Source organism: Streptomyces sp. MBT65, assembly GCF_016612545.1.
Classification (GTDB): domain Bacteria; phylum Actinomycetota; class Actinomycetes; order Streptomycetales; family Streptomycetaceae; genus Streptomyces.
Genome location: NZ_JAENRY010000107.1, coordinates 18,442 through 43,547, shown reverse-complemented (window position 1 = coordinate 43,547; position 25,106 = coordinate 18,442). Strand labels below are relative to the sequence as shown.

At 69.2% G+C, this 25,106-nt stretch carries 25 protein-coding genes and 1 pseudogene; 8 read left to right on the top strand and 18 right to left on the bottom strand.

What is annotated here, in order from left to right:
• Both JHN63_RS24580 and JHN63_RS24575 read left to right on the top strand, forming a co-directional pair.
• Positions 1–1,123 (top strand): hypothetical protein (locus JHN63_RS24580; protein WP_307781968.1); only part of this gene is annotated, 1,123 nt, incomplete at its 5' end.
• Positions 1,083–2,354 (top strand): multidrug effflux MFS transporter, encoded by a 1,272-nt coding sequence (locus JHN63_RS24575; RefSeq protein ID WP_200684127.1) that lies wholly within the window; start codon positions 1,083–1,085, stop codon positions 2,352–2,354. The genes JHN63_RS24580 and JHN63_RS24575, both read left to right, overlap by 41 nt.
• 70 nt (positions 2,355–2,424) lie before the next feature.
• Here the strand turns inward: JHN63_RS24575 and JHN63_RS24570 are convergent, their stop codons facing one another.
• Positions 2,425–3,279, bottom strand: coding sequence for a helix-turn-helix transcriptional regulator (locus JHN63_RS24570; RefSeq protein ID WP_200684125.1), 855 nt, complete (start codon positions 3,277–3,279; stop codon positions 2,425–2,427).
• Positions 3,280–3,380: 101 nt separating this feature from the next.
• On the opposite strand from JHN63_RS24570, the gene JHN63_RS24565 reads away from it, so the two are divergent.
• Entirely contained in the window at positions 3,381–3,959 is a 579-nt protein-coding gene (locus JHN63_RS24565) for a YceI family protein (protein ID WP_200684123.1), read from the top strand.
• Between the two features lie 420 nt (positions 3,960–4,379).
• Here JHN63_RS24565 and JHN63_RS24560 read toward each other — a convergent pair.
• From JHN63_RS24560 to JHN63_RS54785, 3 genes and pseudogenes are all read right to left on the bottom strand, one after another.
• A pseudogene (locus tag JHN63_RS24560) lies at positions 4,380–5,054 on the bottom strand (IS701 family transposase); the annotation flags it as partial.
• 431 nt (positions 5,055–5,485) lie between these two features.
• The gene (locus JHN63_RS24555; RefSeq protein WP_200684121.1) at positions 5,486–5,815 is read right to left on the bottom strand and encodes a hypothetical protein; all 330 of its coding nucleotides are present in this window, start codon (positions 5,813–5,815) and stop codon (positions 5,486–5,488) included.
• Positions 5,816–5,854: 39 nt separating this feature from the next.
• The gene (locus JHN63_RS54785) at positions 5,855–6,109 is read right to left on the bottom strand and encodes a hypothetical protein (RefSeq protein WP_200684119.1); all 255 of its coding nucleotides are present in this window, start codon (positions 6,107–6,109) and stop codon (positions 5,855–5,857) included.
• Between the two features lie 202 nt (positions 6,110–6,311).
• On the opposite strand from JHN63_RS54785, the gene JHN63_RS54780 reads away from it, so the two are divergent.
• The 4 genes from JHN63_RS54780 to JHN63_RS24530 all read left to right on the top strand — a co-directional run bounded on the left by JHN63_RS54780 (position 6,312) and on the right by JHN63_RS24530 (position 8,915).
• On the top strand, positions 6,312–6,470 hold the full coding sequence (locus JHN63_RS54780) for a viroplasmin family protein (RefSeq protein WP_200684117.1): 159 nt from the start codon (positions 6,312–6,314) through the stop codon (positions 6,468–6,470).
• A gap of 251 nt (positions 6,471–6,721) precedes the next feature.
• The gene (locus JHN63_RS24540) at positions 6,722–7,105 is read left to right on the top strand and encodes a hypothetical protein (RefSeq protein ID WP_200684107.1); all 384 of its coding nucleotides are present in this window, start codon (positions 6,722–6,724) and stop codon (positions 7,103–7,105) included.
• A complete protein-coding gene (locus JHN63_RS24535) occupies positions 7,102–8,130 on the top strand; it encodes an IS3 family transposase (protein WP_200684138.1) in 1,029 nt (342 codons plus the stop codon). Before JHN63_RS24540 ends, JHN63_RS24535 begins: the two co-directional genes overlap by 4 nt.
• 404 nt (positions 8,131–8,534) lie before the next feature.
• Positions 8,535–8,915: a transposase gene (locus tag JHN63_RS24530; RefSeq protein ID WP_200684105.1), complete on the top strand. Its 381-nt coding sequence runs from the start codon at positions 8,535–8,537 to the stop codon at positions 8,913–8,915.
• A 295-nt stretch (positions 8,916–9,210) separates the two neighbouring features.
• Here the strand turns inward: JHN63_RS24530 and tgmC are convergent, their stop codons facing one another.
• The 5 genes from tgmC to JHN63_RS24510 all read right to left on the bottom strand — a co-directional run bounded on the left by tgmC (position 9,211) and on the right by JHN63_RS24510 (position 11,812).
• On the bottom strand, positions 9,211–10,347 hold the full coding sequence (gene tgmC / locus JHN63_RS24525) for an ATP-grasp peptide maturase system methyltransferase (protein ID WP_200684103.1): 1,137 nt from the start codon (positions 10,345–10,347) through the stop codon (positions 9,211–9,213).
• Positions 10,277–10,816, bottom strand: coding sequence for a hypothetical protein (locus tag JHN63_RS52965; protein WP_234477623.1), 540 nt, complete (start codon positions 10,814–10,816; stop codon positions 10,277–10,279). Before JHN63_RS52965 ends, tgmC begins: the two co-directional genes overlap by 71 nt.
• Before the next feature lie 47 nt (positions 10,817–10,863).
• Positions 10,864–11,247, bottom strand: coding sequence for a hypothetical protein (locus JHN63_RS54775; protein WP_374222944.1), 384 nt, complete (start codon positions 11,245–11,247; stop codon positions 10,864–10,866).
• Between the two features lie 56 nt (positions 11,248–11,303).
• Positions 11,304–11,495: a putative ATP-grasp-modified RiPP gene (locus tag JHN63_RS24515; RefSeq protein WP_307781967.1), complete on the bottom strand. Its 192-nt coding sequence runs from the start codon at positions 11,493–11,495 to the stop codon at positions 11,304–11,306.
• 68 nt (positions 11,496–11,563) lie between these two features.
• Positions 11,564–11,812 carry a hypothetical protein gene (locus JHN63_RS24510; protein ID WP_200684099.1) on the bottom strand — a complete coding sequence of 83 codons (249 nt, stop codon included), beginning with the start codon at positions 11,810–11,812 and terminating at the stop codon, positions 11,564–11,566.
• Between the two features lie 506 nt (positions 11,813–12,318).
• Here JHN63_RS24510 and JHN63_RS24505 point away from each other — a divergent pair.
• Entirely contained in the window at positions 12,319–13,296 is a 978-nt protein-coding gene (locus JHN63_RS24505) for a transcriptional regulator (RefSeq protein ID WP_234477622.1), read from the top strand.
• 954 nt (positions 13,297–14,250) lie between these two features.
• Here JHN63_RS24505 and JHN63_RS24500 read toward each other — a convergent pair.
• The 9 genes from JHN63_RS24500 to JHN63_RS24460 form a co-directional block, all read right to left on the bottom strand.
• The gene (locus JHN63_RS24500; protein ID WP_200684097.1) at positions 14,251–15,078 is read right to left on the bottom strand and encodes an endo alpha-1,4 polygalactosaminidase; all 828 of its coding nucleotides are present in this window, start codon (positions 15,076–15,078) and stop codon (positions 14,251–14,253) included.
• Positions 15,075–15,743: a spherulation-specific family 4 protein gene (locus tag JHN63_RS24495; protein WP_200684095.1), complete on the bottom strand. Its 669-nt coding sequence runs from the start codon at positions 15,741–15,743 to the stop codon at positions 15,075–15,077. Before JHN63_RS24495 ends, JHN63_RS24500 begins: the two co-directional genes overlap by 4 nt.
• On the bottom strand, positions 15,740–16,639 hold the full coding sequence (locus tag JHN63_RS24490; protein ID WP_200684093.1) for an NAD(P)-dependent oxidoreductase: 900 nt from the start codon (positions 16,637–16,639) through the stop codon (positions 15,740–15,742). Before JHN63_RS24490 ends, JHN63_RS24495 begins: the two co-directional genes overlap by 4 nt.
• A 4-nt stretch (positions 16,640–16,643) precedes the next feature.
• Positions 16,644–17,357 (bottom strand): nucleotidyltransferase family protein, encoded by a 714-nt coding sequence (locus JHN63_RS24485; RefSeq protein WP_200684091.1) that lies wholly within the window; start codon positions 17,355–17,357, stop codon positions 16,644–16,646.
• A 57-nt stretch (positions 17,358–17,414) separates the two neighbouring features.
• Entirely contained in the window at positions 17,415–18,422 is a 1,008-nt protein-coding gene (locus tag JHN63_RS24480) for an SDR family NAD(P)-dependent oxidoreductase (RefSeq protein ID WP_200684089.1), read from the bottom strand.
• A gap of 131 nt (positions 18,423–18,553) precedes the next feature.
• On the bottom strand, positions 18,554–19,903 hold the full coding sequence (locus tag JHN63_RS24475) for a hypothetical protein (RefSeq protein WP_200684081.1): 1,350 nt from the start codon (positions 19,901–19,903) through the stop codon (positions 18,554–18,556).
• Complete coding sequence (gene pelF / locus JHN63_RS24470) at positions 19,900–21,399, bottom strand: GT4 family glycosyltransferase PelF (protein WP_200684136.1); 1,500 nt, start codon at positions 21,397–21,399, stop codon at positions 19,900–19,902. The genes JHN63_RS24475 and pelF overlap by 4 nt, the downstream gene beginning before the upstream one ends.
• Positions 21,400–21,695: 296 nt before the next feature.
• The gene (locus JHN63_RS24465; RefSeq protein ID WP_200684079.1) at positions 21,696–23,873 is read right to left on the bottom strand and encodes a hypothetical protein; all 2,178 of its coding nucleotides are present in this window, start codon (positions 23,871–23,873) and stop codon (positions 21,696–21,698) included.
• A 522-nt stretch (positions 23,874–24,395) separates the two neighbouring features.
• Positions 24,396–24,959: a hypothetical protein gene (locus tag JHN63_RS24460; protein ID WP_200684077.1), complete on the bottom strand. Its 564-nt coding sequence runs from the start codon at positions 24,957–24,959 to the stop codon at positions 24,396–24,398.
• Positions 24,960–25,106 lie beyond the last annotated feature (147 nt).

The window sequence follows — 25,106 nt, the reverse complement described above, 5'->3', positions numbered from 1 at the left end:
ACCCACAACCCCGCGGATCCCCCCAGGAGCAGCACCCCATGCACGTGCGCACCTCCTCACCACCCTTGCGGTCGCCGCAGCCCTGCTGGCCTCCGTCTCCACCACCACCGCCGCGACCGCCCCGGTCTCGGCACCCGGCATCGCCAACCACTTCGACCTGGCGGCCTCACAGCAGCCCGAGAACATCACCGTCGACCGCGCCGGATCGGCCTATCTGACCTTCTCCTTCGCCCGGCAGGTCGTCCGACTCGTCCCGGGCGGCCGGGTGTACGTCCTGGCCACCCTGCCGGCCCCGGCCAAGGCCGGCACCCCCCATCTGGGCAGGGCGTTCGTCGGCGGCATCGCGCGTGGCGACGACGGCACCCTGTACGTCACCTACGCCACCGGCACCGCAGAGCTCACCGGCATCTGGGCCGTGCGCTCCGGCGGCCGTCCGCACCGCATCGCAGCGTTGCGCGCAGACGGCCTGCCCAACGGCCTAGCCCTCGACCAGCGCACCGGCCGGCTCTACGCCACCGACTCCGTGCACGGCGTCATCCACCGCGTCCCCGCAGGCCGCGGCAAGGCCACCATCTGGGTCGACAACGCGGCACTGAAGCCCACCACGTTCGCAGGCGCCAACGGGATCAAACTACACAACGGAGCCGTCTGGGCGACCAACTCGGACCACGGCACGGTACTGCGTATCCCCGTCACCACTCGGGGTACCGCCGGGCCGATCGAGGTCCGGGCCGAGGGCATCAGCCTCATCGACGACTTCACCTTCACCGGCCGCGGCGACACCCTCCTCGCCGCGCGCAACGGCAACGAAGTCGACCTGGTACGCCCCGACGGCACCCACAGCGTCGTGCTCACCGCGGCCGACGGCCTTCGGACGCCCACGGCCACACGGTGTACGTCCCCAGCGCCGCCTACCGCACGAAGGAACCCAACCTGCTCGTCACGCACCTCGACCGCTGACGCGGCCGCAAGGACGTACCCCGCCCGTGCCGGTGTCGCGCCGACAGAGCCGGCACCGCCACGGGCCGAGCGGCAGAAAAGGCGTCCGCACACTCTCTCGCCTACGAAGCCCTGGAACGTACATGTCCGAAACCCCGCAGACCAGCACCGCCGCCACGGATGACGCGCCCCGCTCTCCAAGGCAGGGCCGCCGCTCCAGCCGTCTGTCCCTCGTCCTGGTCCTGGGCTCCCTGACCGCGCTCGGGCCGCTCACCATCGACCTCTATCTGCCGGCCCTGCCGCAGGTCAGCGCAGACCTGCATGTCTCTGCGGCCGTCACCCGGCTCACCCTGACCGCCGTCATGCTCGGGATCGCCCTGGGACAGCTGGTCCTCGGCGCGCTCAGCGACACCCTCGGACGACGCCGGCCCCTTCTGGTCGGCCTGGCCGTGTACGTGGCGGCGAGTGCGGTGTGCGCCCTCGCCCCGAACTCTGATGCGCTCATCGGCATGCGCCTGGTCCAGGGACTGGCGGGCGCCGCCGGCATCGTCATCGCGCGGGCCGTCGTCCGCGACCTGTACGACGGACTCAGCGCCGCCCGCCTGCTGTCCTCCCTGATGCTGATCTCCGGCACGGCACCGATCCTTGCCCCGGTGCTCGGCGCCCAGCTGCTGCGGCTGGCCTCCTGGCGCGGTGTGTTCCTCACCCTCACGCTGCTGGGCCTGGTCGTCCTGGCCGCCACCGCCGCTCTGCTGAACGAGTCCCTGCCGACCGCGCGTCGCCGCTCCGGCGGACTGCCCACCACCCTGCGTTCCATGCGCGACCTGCTCCGCGACGGCCGCTTCACCGGCTATCTGCTCACCGGCAGCCTCGGCTTCGCCGCCCTGTTCGCCTACATCGCCGGTTCGTCCTTCACCCTGCAACGGCTCTACGGCGCCTCCCCGCAGACCTACAGCCTGCTCTTCGCCCTCAACTCGATCGGCATGGTCGCCACCGGCCAGCTCAACGGCAAGCTGCTGCTGGGACGCTTCTCCTCGCATCGCGTGCTGGCGACGGGCCTGACCGTGCTCGGTGTCGCAGGAACCGCGTTGGTCCTCCTGGTCACCACGCACGCGGGCCTGCCCTGGATCGCCGCCGCGCTGTTCCTCACCGCCTGCCCGGTCGGCATGATTCTCCCCACGACCACGGCCCTGTGCCTCCAGCGGGCCCCGCACGCGGCGGGCAGCGCCTCCGCACTGCTCGGCACCACCCAGTTCCTCATGGGCGCCCTCGCGCCGGCCCTGACCGGTCTCGGCGGCCAGGCCACCGCCCTGCCCATGGCCGCATCGGTCCTCGGCCTCGCGCTGGCCGCAGCGGGCTGCTTCCTGGTCCTGTGCCGACCCTGGCGGTCCGCTCCCGACCCGCTTGCCCAGTGAACCAGGGCAGAGATCCGAGCGATGGAGCGGCGAGACAGACGGCGCCGGGGCCGGGCCGACCCCGGCGCCGTCAGCCGCTCACCGCTCGCAGCGCTCCGGGCCTGCGGCCGTTGAGACGGTCGAGTGCGGTGGCCGTGGCCTCGTCGGCCGGGAAGTGCACCACCAGGCGCTGGCCTTCGTCCGAGAACACGAGCGTCTCGTACGACAGGCGCAGGCGGCCCGCCTCCGGGTGGTCGACGAGCTCGGTCCCGAAGCGGGTGGGCAGGGCCGGAACGGAGAGCCGGTCGCTGAACGGCGCGCCCGCCGTCGCGGTCAACTCCTCAGCCAGGACAGCTACATGAGGGTCGTGCGGCGAGGCCGCGTCGCGCAGATGGGCGACCTGTTCGTCGGCCATCCTGTCCCATCCCGGGTACACCGCGCGTGCCCGGGCATCGGTGAACAGATACCGAATCATGTTGGGCGGCTTGCCGTCGAGCAGGCCGAGCGGGCGGGCGTACCGCTCGTAGCCCTGGGTGCAGGCCACGATGTCACCGAGCCAGTTGAGCAGGACTGCCGGTGCGGGCTCCAGGTGGTCGAGCAGCGCCTGGACGGTGGGGCGCACCGTGCGTGCCGGCGGTACGGTGACCGACTGGCACACCACCTTGGCGTCACCGTGGTCCTTGGCCAGTCGGTGCAACAGGAGACGGTCCGCGTGCGACAGGTGCAGGGCGTCGCCGAGTGCGCCGAGGACCTGGGGTGAGGGGTTGCGGTCGCGGCCCTGTTCGAGCCGGGTGAGGTACTCGATGCTGATGTCGGCGAGGGTGGCCAGCTCGGCCCGGCGCAACCCCGGCGTGCGGCGGCGCAGGCCCGTGGGCAGGCCCACCGCGGCGGGGGTGACCGCTTCACGGCGGGCGCGCAGGAAGGTGCCCAACTCGTTGTCGTTCACCTGTCGAACCGTACAACGCGCGCCGTCGCGGAGGATGGCCCTGCCACTACCACCCTTCGCCCGGCCTCCCTCGCCCGCCCCGGAGCTCGCACGATGGAGCCATGAGCAATGACAACTCCGCGAACAGCACCGCCGCTTCGGTCTCCGCGCTGCCCCTCTCCCCGGGCGACTGGGAACTCGACCCCTTCCACTCGGCGGTCAACTTCACCATCCGACACCTCGGGATCGCCAAGGTGCGCGGCCGGTTCACCGAGTTCAAGACGGGGCTGTACGTCGGTGAGAGCCTCGACGATGTGCGGGTGAGCGCCGAGATCGCTCTCGCCTCCATCGACACCGGGAACTCCGACCGCGACGCGCACACCCGCTCCGCCGAGATCCTCGATGTGGAGAAGCGGCCGACGATGACGTTCCGCTCGACTCAGGTGTCCGGAGAGGGCGAGGACTGGACGATAGAGGGACACCTGACCATCGGGGACGTGACCCGTCCGGTTACGCTCGCCGTCGAGTTCGGCGGGGTGGTGGACTCTCCCATGGACCAGAGGAAGCACGCCGGATTCGAGGCGACGGGTGAGATCCGGCGCAGCGACTTCGGACTGGACTTCGGCACCGGGCTCCTCGGCGATGTCGTCAAGCTTCACCTGGACATGCAGTTCGTCGGACCGCAGGGCCAAGCCGGCTGACCGAGGACGGGCCGCGCCTCACTGGGAGTCTTTCTGGGGCGCCGCCCGGCAAGCGGCCGACATCGTCATGGTCCGGCGCGTTCCGTTCCGGCTTCGGTAAGTCTGTCCGGCAAAGGACACCACCCGCCGTCATGGGCACGTGGGTTTTGGATCGGGTGGGTAGCCCTTTGCCCGGAGCCAGGTGTCGAGGGCGAGGGCGACGATGTCTCCATGGGGGACGTCGGTGTCGGCGTTGTAGCGGCGGATGCGGCGCTGGAACTGGAGGACCTCGGGAACGGCGTAGTTGAGCTGGCCGCGTTTTGTCTGCCGGTTACTGATGACGCCTATGGTGTCGGCGCGCGGCGTGAGGGCGTCGTCGGACGGCTGGAACTCGGCGTCGAGGGCGTCGGCGATTTCACGTAGTCGGGTGGCATAGGGGGGAGCGATGACCTGCTGCGATTTCGGCACGGCCAGCACATAGCCGACCCCGGCCTCCTCCAGCATCCGGCGAAATCCCCATTCCTGGCCGTAGGCGGAGTCCGCGGTCACCCAGCCGATGGGCAGGTCGGAGGCGAGCGCGCGCAGCACCAGGCGCCGGGCGAGTTCGCCCTTGGTCGCGAAGGTGCGGTCCTCGGGGATCCTGGCCGCGCGGCAGCGGTCCGGGTCGCTGGTCCAGGACTTTGGCAGATACAGCTCCCGGTCCACCAGCACCCGGCCCCGACTGGTGGCGTAGGCGGCGAACACGCCGATCTGGCAGTTCTCGGTGCGGCCGGCCGTGCCGGAATATTGGCGCTGCACGCTGGCGGAGGTGGTCCCCTTCTTGAGGAACCCGGTGTCGTCGATGATCAGGACGCCGTCCAGGCGGCCCAGCTTCTCGGCCACGTATTCCTGCAGGTCGTTGCGGTTCTCGTCGAGGTCCCACCGGCTTCCCGCCAGAAGCCGCTGCAGCCCGTCCGGTGTGCGGTGACCCGCGAACTCGGCCAGCTGCCAGCCGTTCTTGCGGCCGACAGGTCCCAGCAGACCGCGGACGTAGTCCCGCATCCGCCGACGCGGCTCGACCCTCGAAAACCTGCCTCCGACCCGCAGGAAGAGGTCCTCAAGCTCCGCTGCCCACAGTCCAGTTCCAAGATCCTCGATCACACGCGGACCCTGCCCGCCCTCAGCGGCCCTCTCGCATAAACCCACCCTTCGGATGAGCCGTCCGCCAACACCGCACCTGACCCGCCAGCAGCCCACTACACTCAAAATCAGGCCCCTGGCCAGCAGGAATAGCGAAACGCTGCTGCAGTATTAGAGCTCTCGGAGATTTTGGTGTGCCGGGAGAGTGCCTGCACGGTTTTCGGGTCTTGCTTGTCGGAGCCGCCGAGCGTGGTGGTGTAGAAGTGCTTGAGGTTGTGGAAGCGGGTTCTGTCCGAAGCCCGGCTTGCTTCACTGCCCTTCGCCACTTCTGACGGAAGTCGCCGATTGGTACGGGTCGGCCATAACGGTTCGTGACGATCAGGCCCCGTCCGGCGGCTCGGCATAGCCGCGTTCGTGGTAGTCCACGTTTACTGTGTGTGAGCGTCGGGCTGTTCGTTGACTGTTAGTGAACTGTCGGTACCCGAGTCGATGTCCCGGGCGAGCTGTTGGGCATATTCGGCGAGGAGTTTCCGTAGGTCGGCGTAGTGTCGAAAGGTATCTGGCCGGACGAGGTTGTACCAGGTGGTGTTGCGGCGCAGGGCCCATTCGCGCTGGATGTGTTTGGGCTGTTCGGCCTCGATGGGGCGTGGGGCGAAGAGGTGCTCGCCTCGTGTGACCTGTACCCAGATGTAGACGGAGGCGTCCTGGCGTTTGCGGTCGCCGACCGGTGGCCGGATGGGGCCGGGAAGCGGTGGCAACTCGCTGACCAGGGCGTCCCATTCGTTCGGAGGGAGAGCTCAGTCCCTGAGTGCCTCGCGTCGGCGCTGGTAGTCGATCAGTGGTCGCCGGGGTGCTCGGAGTTCGGCGCCGAGCTCGCGGAGGACTCGTTCGAACTCGGCTGGACTGCTTCCTGCGCGCTCCCAGCGTTTGAAGTCGGTGTTGGTTCTGAACCGCACCAGGCTTGGGGTGATGCCGAGGTAGGCCGCGGCCTCGTCGAGGGGTCCGCCTATGGCCCACTGGACGAGCCGGACTGCAGCGGTTCGGCGTTGCACCTTCGGGGCAATTCCGGTAATCGGTGCGAAGTATCTTTCATACCAGTCCAGTTCCAGGTATGCGGGGATGTGTTCTGGTCGGTAGTCGTCCCGCAGGGGTGCTCGGAATCCCTGTGGGCCGCCGATTTTGCGGTAGGTCCGGGTCAGGGGTTCGGCTGCGTCTCGGAATCGTGGTGAGCACGAGTTTTCATGTCGGGCGTAGATGCGCAACCAGGGCGTGCGTGTCGGCCGTTCTCCGGGGGTGTGGACGAGCTGGGAAAGGTGCTCGGACAGATCATCTGCTTCGAGCAAGGAGTGTGCGCCGCGCAGGAGTCCGGCACAGGCGATCGGGTCACGGGGCGGTACATCGCGCAAGCGATAGTGCTGCAGACCGTTGCTCGTGCTCGAATTCCCTGAAGCGGAGTAGACGTACGCGGCCACATGCCGGGCGAGGGTGTTGTCGAGAAGATGTTGCCCTACTGGCCAAGTAGTGCTGATCAGCGCGGTGGCTAGCCGGAGATCTGTGAAGTACTCGGATGCGTCCGAGGCTGGAGCCCTCTCTGTCAGCCTTGGGTGAGACATCCCGCTTTGTCGGGTTAGCCTGAGAGGGCACGACAGGAGAACCACCCCCTCATGACCAGCACGAACACCTCGGGCGTAGACCCGGCGCCGAGGCCGAAGCGCCGCATCTTCAGCCCGGAGTACAAGCTGCGGATCGTCGCCGAGTACGACGCCGCGCCCAAGAACGAGAAGGGCGCCGTCCTGCGCCGTGAGCGGCTGTATCACTCTCACGTGAAGGAGTGGCGGGCCGCCCGGGACGCCGGCGCTCTGGAGAAGCTGGTCGACAAACGCACCAGCCCGGCCAGGCCCAAGAAGTCCGCCGCCGAGGCGGAGAACGAAAGGCTGCGTCGCCAGGTCGAGCGTCTGGAGAAGGGGCTGGCCCGGAACAAGGCCGCGCTGGAGGTCATGGGAAAAGCCAACGCGCTCTTGGAACTGCTCTCCGAGAGCGCGGACTGACACACGCAGCCGCCCCGGTCACCGACGATGCCTTCACCGGCGTCGAGCGCCACCTGGGCGTCACCGCCGCATGCCGGCTGACCGGCCGCTCACGCGCCACCCACTACCGCAGGCTGCGGCCTGAGCCGGAGCGAAGGCCCAGGAAGCCGCAGGTCCAGCCCTCTGCCCTGACGGCCGACGAGCGGGCGGCAGTTCTGGAGCTGATGAACACGGGCGAGTACGCCGAACTCCCGCCCGCCCAGATCTGGGCCCGCGAACTGGATGCCGGGCGCTACCACTGCTCGGTGTCCTCGATGTACCGGATCCTGCGCGAGCAGGGACAGGCGGGCGAGCGCCGCCGGCAAGCCACCCACCCCGCCAAGACGGTGCCCGAACTCGTGGCCACCGCACCGTCGCAGGTGTTCACCTGGGACATCACCAAGGCGGCCGGACCGGCCAAGGGCACCTGGTATCACGCCTACGTGATCATCGACATCTTCAGCCGCTACGTCGTCGGCCACACCGTCGAGAAGGCCGAATCGGCCGAACGGGCCGAGGAGCTGATCCGCGAGACCATCGCCCGCAACGGCATCGTGCCCCAGACCGTGCACGCGGACCGCGGCACCTCGATGACCTCCAAGAAAGTCTCCCAGCTGCTGATCGATCTCGGGGTGACCCGGTCGCACTCCCGGCCCAAGGTCTCCAACGACAACCCCTACAGCGAGGCCCAGTTCAAGACCACGAAGTACATGTCGGACTATCCCGAACGGTTCGACTCGCTGGCCCACACCCGCGAGTGGTTCGACGCGTTCATCGCGTACTACAACCACGACCACCGGCATTCGGGCATCGGCTGGCACACCCCCGCCTCAGTCCGCTTCGGGACCGCCGACGAGGTCCGCGAACAGCGTGCCGTCACTCTCGCCGAGGCATACGCCCGCCACCCCGAACGCTTCGGCCGACGCCCACGACCACCCGAAATACCCCAGAGCGCCTGGATCAACGACCCGGCCAAGCGCCGCGAACCCACATCACAAACCGCATAGCGTCACGACCGTCTCACTGGACTTGAAATCTTCCGGAGTCAGCGGTTCTAGGCGGGCAAGCAGGGACTGCTGGAAGCGAAGGATGTCCGGTGTTGGGTGTGGCCGACGGTAAGGATCTGTAGCAACTCGCTGATCGAGTCTGCCACCGCAGGCGCGGGACTTTCGTTTCTGGGTTGGCGTGGCGATCGTCCACCGGCATTGCGCTGGGTGCAGCGTGTGATCGTTGGCCCGCTCAATGAGGCGCCCTGATATGGCGCGTGGCTGCCCACAGTGTGGACAGCCATCTTCCAGATAGGTCTGGTGTTCTACGAGCTCGTAACAGGATCTTGTTGAGGTGTGCTGGTCGGGCGTGACCGATGTGATGATTCGGCCGTTCGTGATGTGTGACGACTCGGCCGTGGATCGTGGACGACGACTTGTGGGCGTTGATCGAGCCGTTGCTGCCGCCCTGGCCCGAGCGGTCGCCGGGCCCCCGGCCGGTGGACGACCGGCGGTGTCTGCAGGGCATCCTGTACGTCCTGTTCAACGACATAGCCTGGCAACTGCTGCCCTTGGAGCTGGGGTTCGGCTCCGGACAGACCTGCTGGCGGCGCCTGGACCGCTGGCAGAAGGCGGGCGTCTTCGACCAGCTGCACCGCATCCTGCTCGCCAAACTCAACGAGGCCGGCGAACTCGACTGGTCCCGCGCATGCATGGACGGCTCCCACATCCGCGCGAAAAAAGGGGAGCCGACACCGGTCCGTCGCCGGTCGACCGGCGGAAAACGGGCAGCAAACATCACCTGATCTGCGACGGACGCGGTACCCCGCTCAAGGTCACCACCACCGGAGACTCGCACCGCCTCGCCGAGGCCCTCGCCGGCAAGGGCGTGGTCCCCTTGCACTAACCCCCGCCCCAGGAACACCACTGTCCACAGGCATGGATTTCTGATGGCCACCAGCCCCGACACCCACCGACCACCCACCTGGGCATCTCGATGACCGTTGACACGCCGCAAGCCGAGTGTTGAGGTGCTACTCGCGCACGAGGCTTCGAATCGAACAAGACCGAGGGACTGGCAACTCGGGCCCGAGGAGTGCTTCAGATCGGGAGGCGCCACTTAGGTCCTGCGGCTGATCTGATCCAAATGGTCTGCTCGTACGGGGTAGCGGTCATCCCGAACTCCGTCAGATCCGGTGCCCCTGCGTCTTGCCATGCTCGAAGGGCTTCTTCGACCTGGTCCCAGAGGCGGAGCGGTCCGTGCTGGTGGACGGTCCAGGTAGAGCCGTTGGCCTCGGTCCAGGCCTGTGAGCCGGTAGCCGTGTCGCGCAGGATGATTCCGGAACTGGAGGTCATCAACTCGGCTGAAGGGGAAGCGAGTTGGGCGACGAAGCGTCCTGCCCACTGCTCCACGAGATCGGGGTCCAGGTGTGTGGAGCGGGTCGTACCGTCCTGTCGGTGGAAGACGGAGGCAGGAGGGCGCTCGTGGGGGCGGGCAAGCATGTACGTGATGTTGTCGTCCGTGAACCGGCCGTGGGCGGTTCCCCCGTCGTCGAGTTCGAGGTGGATCATGCCGGCCGCGAGCATCCAGCCGCTGATAGTTGTGGTGATCGACCCGCCCTCGTTCAGTTGCCAGAACCAGGAGTGTGGGATGGACCGTACGGAACAGGTGGCGACGATCGCGTCGTAGTTGGCATGTTCCTTGCAACCTTTGAGGCCGTCCCCGACCGTAAGCGTTGGTGCGTATCCCGCGTTGCTCAGGTGGGTGGCCGCGCTCGCTGCGAGACCCGGGTCGTATTCGATGCTGACGATGTTGTCCGCTCCGAGCCGATGGCACAGGATGGCGGTGGAGTAGCCGGTGCCGGTGCCCACTTCGAGGATCTTCTGGCCGGCGCGGAGGCCTGCCACCTGGGCCGTCCGGAGGACCAAGGAGGGAAGGGTGGCCGAGGAAGTGGGGCTGCCGGGGACCGGGGCGGTGGCGTCGGCGGCGTCGATCTCCTCGACCTGGGTGACCCATGTTCTGTCCGAGTAGACCATCCGCAGCCACTCGTCCTCGCCGACCTGCGCCCGCTGTACCGGCTCCCACCCGGCACTCGTCGCGCGGAAGACGGTGGAGCCGAGGAACAGTTCCCGTGGTACCCCCGAGACGGCGTCACGCCATCTCGGGTCAGAGGCTGGACTGGTTGAGCCGATCTCCTCGGCCAGGGCGGCGCTGAGCAGGGTGGGGTCGGTGGGCAAGGTGTTCTCCTGCGTGCTGGAGCTGGTCGGCGATGGCGGTGACGATCCTGGCGGTGATTGGTTCGGGAAACCAGGCGAACTGCCCATTCGGGTTGCACTCGTACCACCAGGTGCGGCCGTCTTGGTCCATTCCGAAGTCGAAGGCTCCGAAGACGAGTCCGAAGGCGTCCAGATACTGACGAACGCTGCTGGCCAGGTGCGGCGGGGTATCGGTGAGTGTGTACGACAAGGCGTCGTAGTGCCGCCTCCAGTCCAGGCCGGGGGAGCCGTCGATTCGCACGGTGAACACTTCCTGGCCGACGGCTATTACCCGGAGATCTGCCACGGCGTTCACGCGTTTCTGGAACAGGTGTGCTGTATGGGCGACACCGGCGTGCAGGTCATCCGGGTCAACTTCCTCCACCCAGACGGTCAGGGCCCGGCCGCTGGGGTCCTGGTAGTCGGTGTTCCGGAGCGGCTTGTAGATCACGGGGCCGTGTTCGTGCGCGAACTCCCGGGCAGCGTTTACGTCGTTCGTCAGCAGCGTCGGCGGTATATCGAAGCCGCAGGTCGCCGCTGTGGCCAGTTGCGCGGGCTTGTACTCAGCGTTGCGGTTGTGCCAGGGGTGGTTGACATAGTGGGCTGCGGGCAGGGCGGCGAGCAGTCCGCCGAATCCGTAGCGGGCTTCCTCTGCGCACCAGCGAGCGGCTTGCTCGTCCAGACCAGGCGCGCGGCGTAGGTCCGTGGTCGCCGCCAGTAGACCGACCGCACATGGTCAAGAGCCGTGAGCCGGGTGGCCGTGCGCATACTGCCGGACAGGCCGCCACCGTCGAGCCGGGCCGTGACGGTGATGCCGGCTGGAAAGTCCCCGGGGTCGAGCCGGACGACCGGGACCCTTCGCCAGTTCAGCTCTTCGGTCACCGTGTCTGCTGTCGTGTCATCGAGTCGGGAGACCACGAGCACGGGCAAGGCCGAGGTCAATCGGTGTCACCTTCCTGGTCGCTCCCCTCATCGGGTTCGCCGTCCAGGCTCGTTTTCGTCTTCGTCTCGCTGCTCGTCTCGGATTTCTCGTGCTTGTCCATCACGGGTATGTCGAGGCCGTCCGGACCGATCCAGCGCCCGGTCTGTGTCGTGGGGTCAAGGACCACCGTGGCAGCGGGCAGGACCACTGCGGCAGGGTAGGGGCGCATACGGGTCACACCCCAAGGGACCGTCGTCTCACTCACTCGTACCTCCACTACGTCATGATCTCCAGCGGCCAGTGTGTCGTGCGGGCATGGTGGCCGGTAGAGCGCAATGAGCCGTCGCGGTGGGCGGCCGTGTGGTCGTGCACGTGCGGCAACGCCTGGTCCAAGCGCTCCGAGGTCTCGGCCTTGATCGCGGTAAACCGCTCCGCCGAGAGGACATCGGGGATGACGATGGTTCCGACCCGGTTCCACGCCGCCCGTGCCGGATTCTGCTCGGTCTGGCCTTCGGTCTTCTGCACTACGAGGACACTTCCTCCCGTCCAGGAGCCGGCCCTTCGGCCTCGGCCCGGTCGATCGACGAGGCGGGGAGTGTGAACACCGCCTGACGTGTAGTCAACGCGGCATCGTGGTACGTCCCCAGTGCCAACAAGGGGTTCAATTCCCGGCCCTTTAGGACCACTTGCAGGGCCAGACCGCGCACCTTCTCCGACACGTTTGGGAGCGGGCGGATGATGGCACCGGACGGCATAGGGACTCTTCTGCGCACCCAGCGCGAACAGGCCGGACTGACCCGCGAGGACGCGGCACTCCTCATGGCGCAGGCGCTCGGAGAGCCCTTCGACGCGGAGAACTTCAAACGCTGGGAACGCGAGACCCGCCTCCCAACACCCCGCTGGCACCGCAGTATTGAGGAAGCACTCGGGATCCCCTGGAGGAGATCGTCCGGGCGCGGGCCGTGTCACAGGCGTTCCGATTACAGCGCGGGACGACGATGGCCGGGACGGACGGAGAGGAGGCGACGGCCGTGCAACGACGCTCATTCATCACCGGAACCCTGGCGGTGGCCGGCGTGGGGGCCCTGCCCGAGTTCGCCGACGCGCACGAGGGCATCGACGCGGCACTGCAGGGCTCGGACGCCGCCGACATCTCCTACCTGGAGTCGGTGTTCGAGCGGAACACCGGCGGCTACCACGGCCGCGACCCGCAAGCCGGCCTCTCCCAGATGCACGAGGACCTCCGACTGCTGCGGGACGTACTGGAACGCCCCCACACAACACGCGACCGCGCCACCGTCGTACGGACGGCCGCCGGCCTCACCGGACTCGTCGCGATCATCCAGCTCGACCGGGGCAACCAACAGGACGCACGGCACTGGTTCACCACGGCGGCACGCGCCGCCGCAGAGTCCGGCGACCGCCATATGCTGGCCTGGGTACTCGCCCGCCATGCCATGGTCCCCTTGAACTACGGCGCCCCACGCGCCGCGGCTGACCTCGCGGCCCGTGCCCGCCGCATCGCCGGGAAATCACCCAGCGCTGCCTCCGCGCTCGCAGCGGCCGTCAGCTCACGGGCCCTCGCAGCCACCGGAGAACGGCGAGGCGCCCTCAGCGCCATCGTCCAAGTCCGAGGAACGATCGAGAAGTTGGACCGAGCCGGGCTGGCCGACACCTGGTTCGGCTACCCGCCGCAGAAGCACAGCGTGCACCTCTCCCAGGCGTTCACCCTGCTCGGCGAGACCAAGCAGGCCCACGCCGAGCAGGAGGCCGCCCTCACTCTCACCACCTCGCCGTCCGTCATGACACGAGCCCTGCTTGCGCTGGACGCCGCCCAGTGCCTCCATACGGATCGCGACCCGCAGGGCGCCGCCGACATGGCGACCGAGGTATGGCGACAACTTCCCGAAGGCTTCCGTACGGGGCTTGTTCATACCCGCGCCGACACGCTGTGCGGCAGCCTGACCGGTAGGCCTCGGGAGCAGCTCTCTGAAGTACTCAACTCGTGACCGGACTGTCGGATCAGGGCGCCGACCGCGCGGAGTGCGAGCGTGTCGTCCTGGGTGCGGCAGTCCCGTACGGCTATGTCACACGGAGCGGCCGTGTCCTCCAGGACGGCGCGGGCGTCGTCGGACACAGATGGCGAAGCGGTCACGGTCGGCGTGGCCATGCGTGCGGTACTCATGCGTGCTTCAACCCGGCGGCGCGGCCATCAGGTACGCGCACGGAACACCGTTCACCCTGCTCAGCACTTGTTTATCCCGTTGAGTGGGAAATCCTTTGACCGCAGGAGTGACGCTTACGCACACCGCATCACAAACCCGGAACGATGGGATGCACCGCAAGACGGTGGCTTCAGCGGGAAGGCCGTTTCCCATGCCTATCGCACCGGGCACACAGGGATCCGGATCGTGCACCGGTGCCGATGAGACGCTTGCCCGAGGCAGTCGGTCTGCGTCGGCACACCGTGCGGGAACAGCACCCAGACCGACGATCGGGACCAAAGCATTCCGCTCACGGCCAGCTGTGACGTGAGACCTCCGCCGGCCCCTGACCGCAGATTCGCTCTGCCGGCCGGATACGTCCGATGCGGTGAAACAGCAGTGCCCAGCCATCCGGAGGCCGGGCGGTACCGGACCAGCACGTGACAGACCCCAGTCCGCAGACACCGAGCGCGCCGGGCTGGAGCAGCTGCGGCGGGAAATGAGACCAGGTCCGGCGACCGGGCCGCCTTGGTGTTTGGTCAGGCTGCGGTGCTTGCTGCGGGTGCTCCCGTGGATGTCGCGCTCCTTATTCCGATTGATCCGCCTGCCCCCGCGTCGCAGTTTCGCGGTCACCCGTGGGGCTTTGTAAGCCCCACGGGTAGCAGCGTGGATCTGCCCGATCTCCGCTCGTCCTCGGCCGCCAGCGCGCCCACCTCACGAACCGAGGAGGTGCGTCCTGTCGTCGTCATTCAGCGGGGTTCAGCAGGGGCTGCGCCAGCGGCCCAGGTCGAGGCGTTTGCGCATGGAGTCGAGGCGGAGGCGCCTGGCGATCGGGCAGAACGTGCGCTTGGGTTCGCTGTACTCCACGTGGAAGACGGCCTTGTCCGCCTTGATGAAGGGGCTCAGTGCCGGGCATTCGTGGAACTCCGCGCATTGCTCGTTGACCGCGAAATCGAAGTCACGGACCAGGTCGGGGATCTGTTCCAGGTCGTTCTTGAGGCCGACCGCCATGCCCCGTTCGTGTGCGAGGGCCGCGATCATGCGGTTGTAGGCGAGCTGGTGGGCGGCGGTCAGCGGGAAGCCGGTGTCATTGGTGTAGGCGTCCGCGAGGTCGGGCTCGACGGCGTCGAAGCCCTTCGCGCGGCACATGTCGAGACGTGCGGCCATGATGGGGCGCAGCAGTGCGCGGCGGCGGATGTCGAGCCAGCGCTCGCCGCTCCAGCCGTCGGAGCGGCCGAGGACGGAGTCGGGGAAGGCGCTGCGGTCGGGGCGGAAGGACTCCCAGGCGCCGGCGTTGATGTAGCAGATGACTTTGCGGCCGCTCCGGTGGAGGCGTTGCACGACGGCGGCGCTGTTCTCGAAACCGTCGATGTCATAGACGGGGACGGCTACGCGGGTGTCTACGCGGCCACTGAGCTGCCACTGCCAGGCCGTGCCGGGGCGCGGTTGCCAGCGTGCGGCTGACGAGTGGTCGTCAGGAGTGCGGTCCGGGGCGGTGCCGCACCCGGTGAGCAGCACCGCGAGCAGGCCCGTGAACAGGAGGTACACGGCTGACAGCGGGAGTGGCGGACGGGTTGCGCACCTCATGTGGTTTCCTTCCTCACGGCGGGGGGCAGGGCGGCCCAGGGGTTCGCGCCGTCACCAGGTACCGCGCAGTGGACGCCGGCTCTGCGGATCTGTGCGGTGCGGGCGGCGAGGTCGCACAGGCTGTCGGGGATGCCGTGGATCAGATGGCAGAAGCGGGCCGGCGGGTACGCCGCGGTCCAGGAGGGTGCGGCAGAGGCGAGGTAGGTCTGCCAGTCCCCTTCGAAGGTGACCAGCAGATCGGCGATGGAGGCGTAGCCGGGATCGGGGTGGACTCCCGGGTTGAGCGTGACGGTGTCGGCGCCGTGGTCGCGGGCAGCGCTGACCAGTGCGCGGTAGTACGGCAGCAGGCCGGCTTCGGCGCCAGCCTGATCGAGGAAGACGCCGTCGGTTCCGTACCAGCTGATGTGGTGGCGCAGCTCGTGGAGCACCGTGTGGTGGGGACGGGTGCCGTAGGCGGTGTCGAGGTATCCGAGCACACGTATGCCCGCCGCACGCAGAGCCCCGGCGGCGGCGGCGAAGGCCGGGTCGCGGGTCGCGCCGGGGCCGTCGGCGACGTTGAGGACGACCCCGTACAACCGCGACGGGACCCGCGTCAGGGCCTGCCACGCCGCCGGGTCCACCGCAGGGTGGACGTACAGCGGAACCAGCAGTCGGCCGTGTGTCATACCGGGGTCGGGGGTGTGCCGGTGCGCGAGGTCCACAGGTCGGCGAGTGAGGTGGCGAGGGTACGTCCGGGGCGCCAGCCCAGCGCTGTGCCGGCGGCCGTGATGTCCGCCTGCTGCCAGGAGATGGCTGACGAGCGCGCGGAACCGGTGCCGTTCTCGTCGATTCGGCCGTGGAATCCGCTGATCCGGACCAGGCCTTCCGCGACCTCGCGGACCCGGGTGGCGCTGCCGCCGGCGATGTTGAGGATGCGGGGCAGCGGGCCGTGCGCGGTGGTGGCGAGGGCGGCGGCATGGGCCACGTCCCGTGCGTCGACGAAGTCGCGGTACGCGGACAGGTCACCGACCCGCACGGTGCCGTCCGGCCCGGCGCGCAGCAGCTCGTCGGCGAGCCGGCCGGGCAGACTGGTGCCGGGCGAGCCCGGCCCGAGGGGGTTGAACACCCGGAGCACGACGGCGTCCAGGGCGGCCTCGGCGACGGTCAGCGAACCCGCCAGTTTGGTGGCCCCGTACGTGCCCTGCGGACTGGTGGCGGAGCCCTCGCCGAGCGGCTGCCCGGCGTTCGTCCCGTACTCGCCGGCGGATCCGAGATGGACCAGGCGTACCGGGAGGCCGGCCGCGGTCAGGGCCTCGCACAGCACGGCGGGTCCCCGGGCGTTGGTCTCCGCCAGCAGGAGCGGGCCGCCTCCGACGGCGCCGGCGCAGTTGACGACGGCGTCCGGGGCCAGCGTGTGCAGGTCGGCGGCGAGAGCGGGGACGGTGGCGGTGGTGAGGTCGACCCGCAGGTCGGCGCCCGGGGAGCGGCCGGCGCGGAGCACCTGGACGCCGGACAGGGCGCGCAGGTGCTCGGTGATGTGCCGGCCCAGGAACCCGGTGGAGCCCAGAACGAGGATGCGCATCAGGTCAGGCCCCCTTCAGCAGCAGGTCGCGGTAGGTGGAGAACTCGGCGTTCGCCCGGTCGTAGTCGTCCGGGCGGCCGATGTCCAGCCAGTAGCCGTCGAACTCGTGGGCGGATGGGGGCGTGCCGTCGCGGAGCAGGTCGAGGACGAGTTCGTCGAAGCCGAGCGGCAGGCCGGGGGTGTAGCCGTCGAGGGTGGACCGGGAGAGTCCGTAGACGCCCATGGAGACCCGGTAGTCCAGGGTCGGCTTCTCGGTGAAGCCGACGACCTGCTCGCTGTCGGTGGTGAGGACGCCGAAGTCGATCCTGACCTTGCGGCAGTACGTGGCGATGGTCAGCGGCGCGCCGCCGGCCCGGTGACCGCGCAGGACGGCGCGGAAGTCCAGGTCCGTGAGGATGTCGCCGTTCATGACCAGGAAGTGTTCCGGCAGCCGGTCGAGCATGGTCAGCAGCGGGCCCATGGTGCCCAGCGGGCTGTCCTCGGTCGAGTAGTCGACGCGCATACCCCACTGGGAGCCGTCGCCGACGTAGGCGCGGATGATGTGGCCGAGGTGGCCGATGGCGATGGTGCAGGTGGTGAAGCCGGCGTCGGCGAGCTGCCGCATCACGATTTCCAGGATGGCGTGCTGATCGCCGATGGGGACGAGCGGCTTGGGCAGGGCGGTGGTGTACGGGCGCAGCCGGACACCCTTGCCTCCGGCCAGAATGACTGCGTGCATGGCGGACTCCAATTGTCGGTCGGTCGGCGGTGGACGGCCTGGGACGAGTCGTCGGACTCAGACGTTGTAGATGGCGGTCTTGTAGCGGGCCAGGTTCGCCGGGTCGGAGAAGAACCGGACGGTCTGCTCCACCCCCTCCTGGAGGCTGTGGGCCGGTGCCCAGCCGGTCGCGGTGCGCAGCCGGGAGGCGTCGCAGACCAGCCTCATCACCTCGGACGCGGCGGGCCGGATGCGCTGCGCGTCCTCGCGGACCTCGAGTTCCGCCCCCATGAGCTTGCCGACCAGCGTCACCAGGTCGCCGACCGAGATCTCGCCGCCCGTACCGGCGTTGAACGTCCTGCCGACGACCGCTTCGGCGGGAGCGGTACCGACCGCGAGGAACGCCTGGGCGGTGTCCTTGACGAACATGAAGTCCCGGGTGGGCCGCAGGTCACCCAGGGCGATGGTCCGCTCTCCGGCCGCCACCTGCCCGATGACGGTCGGGATCACCGCCCGCATGGACTGGCGCGGTCCGAAGGTGTTGAACGGCCGCAGAGTGACCACCTGGGTGCCGAAGCTCGCGTGGTAGCCGTCGGCCAGCCGGTCGCCGCCCGCCTTGGAAGCGGCGTACGGGGACTGGGTGTTGATGGGGTGGTCCTCGGTGATGGGGACGGTCTGCGCGGTCCCGTACGTCTCGCTGGTGGAGGTGTGCACCATCCTGGGGATGCCGAGCCGGCGTACGGCTTCCAGAACGTTGAGCGTCCCGGTGACATTGGTGGCCACATAGCTGTGCGGTGCCTGGTAGGAGTACGGGATCGCGATCAGCGCGGCCAGGTGGTAGACGGCCTCGGTGCCGGTGAGCAGGTGCTGCACCGACCCGGCGTCGCGGACGTCGCCGAGTACGACCTCCACACTGTCCATCACGTCCTGCGGCAGGGTCTCCAGCCAGCCGTACGACGAGAAGGAGTTGTACTGGGCCATGGCGCGTACCCGGTGTCCTGAGGCGACGAGCGCCTCCACCAGGTGCGAGCCGATGAATCCCTCGGCACCGGTGACTGCGACGGTTTCGGGAGCGGACGAGGTCACGGATCTGTCTCCTGTGAATCTGAATCGGCCAGGCCCGCGTGGGGTCACGGGTTACTGGAGGGTTACTTTCTGTGCCGGGTTGTGGGGCCAGGGCGCCATGAGGTCACGGGCCACCGGTTGCCGGGATCTGGTCAGCGGTGGGCCGTGGTCCGGCCCATCCGGGTGCACGCGAGCGCCAGCAGCACAGCCGTAGCGCAGCCGCAGGCCGCCAACTCGGCGGTCGCCGGGCTGAGCAGTGCCGGCCCCCGCCAGGCCCTGCCCGACAGGGCCGGCTCCGCCACGGCCGCGGCGAGGCAGGCCACGGCGGACGGCCAGGCGATCCCGGCCGCCTGGAGCAGCAGGGCGACCCAGAGCGCCGCGCCGAGGGCGAGCAGCGGCAGCGGCGCCGCCCCGGTGCCCAGCGCCGGGGCGGCGAGCATCGCGAGGTACTCGGCGAGGCACAGGACGAGCACGCCGGCCGCCCGAAGCCGGAAGCCCCCGGGGGTCCGGCTGTGCCGCAGAGCGGTAAGTGTCATGCTCCGGTAGCGGTAGAGCAACCACTCGGCCCCGCCCATGCTCAGCGTCAGCACGACGGCGGCCGACCTGCCCGCCGCCGGGGCCATCAGCGTCAGCGCCCCGCCGGCCAGGCCGAACAGCCCGTACGGAACGGAGGCGCTGAGCCGGGCCGTGCCCGGCACCGAGAGGCTCGTGGTGCGCAGCGACCGTACGATCTCCCGTACCGCCGACAGCGCCGCCGCCGCGACGGTGGCCAGCAGCAGCACGGTGACCGGCACCGGTCCGGGGCGCCAGAACGGTATGCAGGCCGCCCCGGCCGCCGTCGGTACGAGCGCGATCAGCAGGTGCTGTTCGCGTCCCAGGACGAGCAGCACCGTGGCCGCCGCCAGATAGAGCGCCTCTCCCGCCGCGAAGGCCGCGACGCCGGCCGACCCCGAGACGGCCAACGCGGCCGCCGACGCTGCCGCCGCCCCGGCCGGGGCCCCGAGCAGCAGGCACCGCGCGGCTGCCCGTCGGCCGCCCGCGGCGAGCCGTACGTAGGCGCGGTGGGCCAGTGCCTGGTTCCAGGCCCAGGCCACGAGTGCCGAGGCGGCGAGCCCGGTGACCCGGCCGGGCAGCAGCCCTGCGCCCAGCAAGTAGGCCAGCCCCGGCAGGCCGAACAGCATCCCGCGCAGCAGGCACTGCCACGGGCTGGTCCGCCACGGGTCGGGCCCCGGCCCGGGGTCCGGGAAACGGCGCGGCACCCGGGCGTACAGCTCCTCCGCGACGGCGAACAGGTCCCGTCGCGCGTAGCGGGTGGTGATCTGTTCGTGCGTCAGCCCGTCGGACTCCAGCACCGCGGCGATCTCGTCCGGGTGAACGGCGGCCCCGCACACGTCCGCCAGCCGCTCGGCGAGCTCGTCGAGCGGGTCGTCGGACCAGGCCGGCCGCTGCGGTGGGATCGGCAGGCGCAGCAGTACGGATCGCTCGTCGCCCGGCCGGTTCACCACTCACCTCCGGCCCGTCGGGCGCGCGGCGCCGGGTCCTCGGTCGGGTGTGTCCGGTCCTCGCCCGCTGCCAGCACGCCGTAGATCTCCCGGAAGGAGTCGATGGTGTGCCGGAGTGTGAACTGATCGATCACCCTCAGCCGCGCGGCCTCGCCCATCCGGGCCCGGCGGGCGGGCGCGCGCAGCAGTTCCAGGGCTGCCCGTGCCATCGCCTCCGGTTCGCGCGGCGGTACGACGAGTCCGGCGTCGCCCACTGCCTCGCGGACCCCGCCTACGTCGGTGGAGACGGTGGCGCGGCCGCACGACATGGCCTCGATGAGGGTGAAGGGAAAGCCCTCGCTGATACTGGAGAGCATGACCACGGTGCCCGCCGCGTAGGCGTTGCGGATGTCCTCCACCCGGCCCTCGAAGGCCACCGCTTCGGCGATGCCCAGGTCCCGGATGAGGTCCTGACAGCGTTCAAGGTAGGCCTGGCCGCCGCTGGGTGTACCGCCGAACAGCCGTAACCGGGCCTGGGGCAGCTCCCGGCGTACCAGGGCGAAGGCCCGGATCAGCGTTTCCAGGTCCTTGATGGGATCGACCCGTCCCGCCCAGGCCAGCGTGGGGATCTCCGGTTCCGGGCCGGCAGGGGGAAAGGCCCCGGGGTCCACACCGTTGTAGACGGTACGGATCTTGTCGGGTGCGGTGCCGCCACGTTCCTCCCAGCGTCGGTTGTAGTGGCTTCCCGGCGTGATGAGCGCGGCGCGGGAGTAGGTCTCCTGTGCCAGCAGCCGGAAGAAGCCGAGCAGCAGTGCCTTCACCGGCCAGCGGTAACCCCCGGCGCCGTAACCGAGGTAGCGCTCGCGTAGGTAGATACCGTGCTCGGTGAGCAGCAGGGGGGTGCCGTGCAGGTGCTGGGCCAGCAGTCCGGGGAGGGCCGCCAGTCCGCCGCTGACGGCGTGGGTGATCCCGTGCCTGGGTGGGGCGGCGGCCAGTGGGCGCAGGGCGTGTTCCAGCAGGTCGGTCGCGGTCAGTACGTCGTGCATGGTCGGCCGGGCGGCGTGGGTGGGCAGGTGTGGACGGTTCCAGACGGCGGCCAGGGTGCGTGTCGCTGCCTCGGTGCGCAGCGCCGCTGTCAGTTCCCCGTACCGGGCTCGTGCCGCGAGGCCGTACAGCCCTTCGGCGAAGCGCTCCAGGACGCTGGGGCCGGCCGGGGAGCCGGAAGCGGGTCGGGGACCGAGGCCCGGATCGAGGAGGGCCAGCAGGAACGTCTCGTAGGTGTCGAGGAAGCCCCGCAGCCGCCGGCCGCGCGGTGCGCGGCCGGTCGGCGTCGGTCCCCAGGTGGGTATGGAGACCACCTTGCTGACGTGCGCGGGCGTTTCCCAGGTGCGGGGCTCACGGCCGTCACCGGTGACCGCGAGTATCTGGAAGTCCACGTCGGGCATACCGTGGACAAGCTGATCGCACCAGACACTCACTCCGCCGTGGCTGTGCGGGTAGGTGCCCTCGGTGAGCATGGTGACGCGGGTCGCGCCGGTGTTGACGGCCGCGATGGCCCTGGCTGTGCCGGATGGCGGTGTGTCCCTGAATGCCGGCAGGGTGCGGTCGGTCCTTGCCAAGGTCCCCGTGTCCCCGTATCCCCGTGTCCCGTCGTGCCCGTCGTGCCCGTCGTGCCCGTCGTGCCCGTCGTGCCCGTCGTGCCCGTCGTGCCCGTCGTGCCCGTCGTGCCCGTCGTGCCCGTCGTGCCCGTCGTGCCCGCCGTGCCCGCCGGGACGGTTGCGCCTGCGGTGCCGGCCGCGCCTGTTGACCACAGTCAGCGCTTGCGGCGGACAGTGTCACCGGGGCCTGCCGGGACAGGGCTGGCCACACCACTGGGCACACGCAGCGTGGGCGCCGGTGCGGCTACCGGCGCGGGGCCGGTGGCGGTGGACGCCGCGGGCGTGGCCTGCGTCGTCAGTTTCAGGGTGATCGAGGCCTGCAGCAGGCCGGGGGCGGTCCAGCCGGACAGTTGCCCGGCGTAGGCCGTGCCGAAGGCGGTGCTGCCGAGCACCTGGCTCTGGGTGGTGCCGGTGGGCATGGTCGCGCTGGCCTGGGTGCCGTTCGGCGAGCTGATGGTGACCGTGTTGCCGATCCGGTAAGCGGTGACCTGGTTGTTCTTCACCGCGGCCGTCCAGGCGGCGCGGTACTTCAGCTCGGTCCCGATGTCCTTCAGCCGCAGATTGACCAGCGGGGTGTTGGCGGCGTAGAGGCTGGTGTAGTCGCCCAGGATCTTGTCCAGCACGGGGTAGGCGATGCGGTCTTCCGCGAGGTTCGACTGGTGCATGAACACCGGCCGGGGGTCGTTGGAAAGGGCGTGCCCGAGGGCGATGCGGCTCTCCAACGGGACGATGTACGACGTGTAGCCGGTCTGGGGATCCAGCGGGGCGCCCAGGCAGGTGGTAGTCGAGGAGCCCTCGCAGATGCCGCTGCCGCCGTTGGCCTTGCTGCTGTAGATGAAGTTGTACTCGTCCACTTCCTCGGTTGCGTGGCCCGCGTTGTAGTAGACGTTCATCGGGAAGCGCGGCGCGGTGAGGGCGGAACCGATCTGGCGCTGCTGCGGGTCTCGGGAGTTGTCGCTGGCCAGCCACTTCACCCCGGTGGCGTTCAGGGACGGGGCGAGGTTGGGGTTGTCGTCGGGCTGCTGCGGCAGCACCTTCATCCCGGAGTGCTCACCGGTGACCAGTTCCGTGTTGTCGAGAGCGAGGCCCTTGCCGTTGGCCCAGGTACGGTTCTGGGTGATCTGCGAGGTGATGTCGGCCTGGCTGACCCACTGGATCTTTCCGCTTGCGTCGGTGGAGCACTTCCACGGCACCACGCTGACGTCCTGGACGCAGCCCAGGAACGGGTGCGTGTAGGTGTGGTTGACCCAGCGGAAGGCGCTCTTGTCGGCGATGAGCTGGTTCGCCGTCGGGTCGGCGCCACCGTGTTCCGCCTTGTAGTCCTCGCTGCCGCCCCCGTTGAACACCATGTCCAGGGTGAGCCCGTGGGCTGCGGACCACTGCTTGGCGTACTGGGCGTCCGCCGGCGTCATCCGGATCGGGTCGGGGGTGGCACCCCCGCCCGGGGTGCAGTCGACGTCTCCGGGGGTGCAGTTGAGCGAGGTGTTCCACCGGTCGTCGCCGAGGAAGACATCGTCGACGTGGACCGCGAAGTAGTTGCGGTCCGCGCCCAGGTGGATGCCCTGGGTCAGCCACTCGACGATGCCCCGGGTGAGCAGCCGGTACTGCTCCTGGTACTGGTTGTAGACGAAGTTGACGACCAGTTCCCGGCGCCCGTCGTGGGCGTACTCGCCCACGAGCGAACCACGCGCGGAGCTGCCCGGGATCGGGGCGTCCACATAGCTGGTGAACGTGGCCCCGGCTTGCTGCTGGGCGAGCGGCACGGCCAGATAGCCGTAACTCTCGGACACGTTGGGCGAGTTGTCCTCGAAGGGGACGTTCCCGTCGAGGTAGCCGAAGGATCCGGTCTTCCCAGCGGACGTCACCTGGGCGGTGGTGCCGTCGAGCGAGCCGATGTAACCGGGTGCCTGCGCGTAGTTCAGCCCGACCTCGGGCCTGGCGTACGTGTAGGCGTCTGCCTGCCGGATGCCGAAGGTCTGCTCGAAGGTGGCCAGGGCCGCCATCTCGGCGGAGCCGGCTCCGAACGGGTTGTCGTTCGGCAGCACGACGGCCTGGTACTTGGCCCTGGGACGGCCGCTGACGGTATCGCTGAGGAAGGCGGCGTTGATCTGCGGCCGGCCGCTGTCAGCGAGGTCGACCCTGGTGTACGGGGTACCTGCCGAATCGAGTTCGGCAGTGATGGCCCCGGTGGCCGGACCCCCGTCATCGACGACGAGCACCTTCAGGTCGATCCTCGGGTCCAGCGCGGCCGCTCTCGCCGCTACGGGCGACGTGACGAGTGCGAGCACGGCAGCGCTGCCGCACACACCGGATTTCAACAGCATGCGACGCATGATGAACTCCCCCCAGCGCCGCAGTTCAGTGCGGCGCTGCATAGCAGCGGATCAGATAGTGATAGAAATTGCGCGGGCTTGCCTACTTGCAGGCGCGACCGTGCCAGAAGCGAATACAACCGCGTAAACGTGAATCCCCCGATCCCCGCACCCCCATCGCCCAGAGGTATATCACTTACCGGCCTACCGTCGACGCTTATGGCCTGCCGCATCAGAGGTGCACTTGAGCCCATCCGGCGGAATCAGGAGCGTGCGATCGCGCCCTGCCGCCCGGGTAAATGATCAAGAATATGCACAGCTCAGAGCGCTGCATTACGCAAGCGAAGCACCGGAGAGAACGCCGGAACCGCGCCCGCGATTTCACCGACCCGCCACTAATCGGATCACCCGATGGTGCGATTCCGGCAAGAAGACCGCACGAATTATCCCCGCATCCGCTAAACGGCCCTGCGCTCCGGATCGGGGCCGGATCCTTCCGGTGGCGCAACCCAGGGGCCTCGGCGTAGTCGCATGACGCCCGGTTCATGGCGATCCGGCAGTATCGGCGGCGCCCCGGAACGTGACAGGCATGGCTTCCAAGATCATGGAGACTCTGATCCCCGTGCCCTTGACCAGCTCCGCGATCATTCCGCGGTCGTATTCGACGAGATCCCGCGCCTGCTGGAGCGGCTGATCGAGGCACGACCCGCGCAGCCCACGCGGCGTACGGCGCGCCCTGGCTGCCGTGCTCGTGCTGACCGCGTACGCGGTTCCGGCGGGGCGACTTCTCTGCCGACGATCAGCGAGTGGATCGCCGACATCCCGCCGCACGTCCTCGAACACCTCGGCATACGCCTCGACCCACGGTTCCCGAAGCGGTTCCTGCCTGCGGAAACGACGGTCCGGCGGCGACTGGCCCGCATCGACGGCGACGTGCTGGACCGGGCGGTCGGACGTCGGCTCGTCAACCGGCGCCCCGAAGCGACCGGGCTGCGCGGAGGCTTGCAGGAAACTCCGTCGCCGCAGGGCAGAGGACTTCCCTCCCGGGCGCACAAAACGGACAGGGTTGAATCCCGGAACGGACTTCACGACTTCGCAGGTCAGCACATGCGCCGGTGAACAGTGCGCCCCCCCGGCTCCTCACCGGGCTCTCGCCGGCGAAAACACACCTACCGGCTGTCCCCTCGGCCCCCGACCGAGGAGGCGCAAGCAGCTACCTCCATCGCCTCCCCGGGCGGGTATACCTGATGTATT

Coding starts and splice junctions, on each gene's coding strand:
- JHN63_RS24495 (WP_200684095.1), bottom strand. CDS start 15,743: ATGACACACGGCCGACTGCTGGTTCCGCTGTACGTCCACCCTGCGGTG.
- JHN63_RS24575 (WP_200684127.1), top strand. CDS start 1,083: ATGTCCGAAACCCCGCAGACCAGCACCGCCGCCACGGATGACGCGCCC.
- JHN63_RS24540 (WP_200684107.1), top strand. CDS start 6,722: ATGACCAGCACGAACACCTCGGGCGTAGACCCGGCGCCGAGGCCGAAG.
- JHN63_RS24565 (WP_200684123.1), top strand. CDS start 3,381: ATGAGCAATGACAACTCCGCGAACAGCACCGCCGCTTCGGTCTCCGCG.
- JHN63_RS24485 (WP_200684091.1), bottom strand. CDS start 17,357: ATGCACGCAGTCATTCTGGCCGGAGGCAAGGGTGTCCGGCTGCGCCCG.
- pelF (WP_200684136.1), bottom strand. CDS start 21,399: ATGCTCACCGAGGGCACCTACCCGCACAGCCACGGCGGAGTGAGTGTC.
- JHN63_RS24465 (WP_200684079.1), bottom strand. CDS start 23,873: ATGCGTCGCATGCTGTTGAAATCCGGTGTGTGCGGCAGCGCTGCCGTG.
- JHN63_RS24500 (WP_200684097.1), bottom strand. CDS start 15,078: ATGAGGTGCGCAACCCGTCCGCCACTCCCGCTGTCAGCCGTGTACCTC.
- JHN63_RS54780 (WP_200684117.1), top strand. CDS start 6,312: ATGCGCAACCAGGGCGTGCGTGTCGGCCGTTCTCCGGGGGTGTGGACG.
- JHN63_RS24490 (WP_200684093.1), bottom strand. CDS start 16,639: ATGCGCATCCTCGTTCTGGGCTCCACCGGGTTCCTGGGCCGGCACATC.